At 55.9% G+C, this 1,511-nt stretch carries 1 protein-coding gene; it reads left to right on the forward strand.

What is annotated here, in order from left to right; translation table 11 throughout:
• Positions 1 to 158: 158 nt before the first annotated feature.
• Positions 159 to 1,481, forward strand: a complete 1,323-nt coding sequence (locus Q0372_RS08355) for an ABC transporter permease (RefSeq protein WP_298104803.1) — start codon at positions 159 to 161, stop codon at positions 1,479 to 1,481.
• Positions 1,482 to 1,511 lie beyond the last annotated feature (30 nt).

The raw sequence follows: 1,511 nt of genomic DNA on the forward strand, positions 1-1,511 counted from the left end.
CGTCGCGCTGAGAAGCGTGTGGCCAGCGCTCGTGATGGCCGCGATGGGACTGCCCTTTCCGATGCAGAGCGACGGCGGTCCGCATTTGTGAGATCAAAATTTAAAGGCTCGTCGCGCGCGGCGCAGTGCCGCAAAATCCGAGCACAGGGGCAGGGCGGATGAACTTTACCTTTTTAAAAATCCTTGTAAAAAAGGAGTTCGCGCAGATTGCAAAGGATCGATCGGCGCTTGTGATCGCGTTTTTGATGCCGCTAATTTTGGTCATGATCTACGGATACGCGATGCGGATGGACATAAAGCCCGTCAAAGTGGGCTTCGTAAGCGATCTGGGCTCCAAAATCGAGCGGGATCTACTCGGCGGATTTTTGGGCTCAAAATACCTGCAAACCCGCGTCTATACGGATTTAGAGAGCGCGAGGAGAGATTTTAAGGCGCACGAGATCGAGAGCATTTTGTATTTTGATCCGCGATTTGCGGCGAAATTTCAAAACACTTTGGGCGGACTCGGCGGCGCGGGCGGCGGCGTAAATTTGAACCTCTCTGGCGATGAAAGCTCCTCCACGCGCGGCACAAGCGATATTCAGAATATGAACGGCGGAGCCAATGTCCGTCCGCTTGAGGACGGCGGCGCTGGCACTAGCACGGAGAGCGGCATAAACACCTCTGCAGGCGGTACCGGCGCAAGAGGGGAGGGCTCATACGGCAATGGCTCAGAAGCGGGCGGCAGCGGAGTAAATTCAAGCAGCGCGACTGCAAATTCTAGTAGCGGCGCAAGCGACATAGGCGCAGATCAAGGCAGCGCAAATTTAATCGGCGGCGCAGGCGATACGAATACGGGCCTCATGGGCGGAGCAGACGATCTCCAAAATACGAACGGCGGCGTCAATGCAAGCCCTTCCGCTAACAGCGCTCGCAGCGCGGGCGGCGCTGTAAATAACGACGGCAGCTCAAGTAATGTAGGCGGCTCAAATGGTGCAGGAGGCGGCGCGAGCGGCTCGAATAAAGACGGCGCTGAAATTTTTCTTATCCAAAATGCCACCCAGTCGCAGCTTGCGCTTCTTAGTTACGTTTACGTCGCAGGCGTGATCGAGCAGGTTTTGGCGCAAGATTACGGCTTTTTAAACGCAAATTTAAACGCCGCAGCAAAGCCCGTCAGCGTGAACTATCGCAGCTGGTTCAACGAAGCCAACGAATCGACGTGGTATCTCGTATCTGCCGAGTACGTGGGGATTTTGGGGCTCATCTGCCTATTTATGGTCGCAGTCGTGATCTCGCGCGAATGGGATCGCGGCACGATCGCCTCGCTTTACAACTCCAATGCAAGCGCGCTTGAGATCGTCACTGCCAAGGTCGGCGCGTATTATTTCCTGGCGCTTTTAGGCGGCGCGATGACGCTCGTTTACGGGCAGGTTCTTTTAGGCATCCCGATCCGCGGCAGCGTGGCGATGCTGCTGGCGACGCTAGCGGTTTCGTCAGGATAATTCGGCGATGCGCTGCTCTAACGCTTCCTT

It is taken from the genome of uncultured Campylobacter sp. (assembly GCF_937997405.1).
Classification (GTDB): Bacteria; Campylobacterota; Campylobacteria; order Campylobacterales; family Campylobacteraceae; genus Campylobacter_B.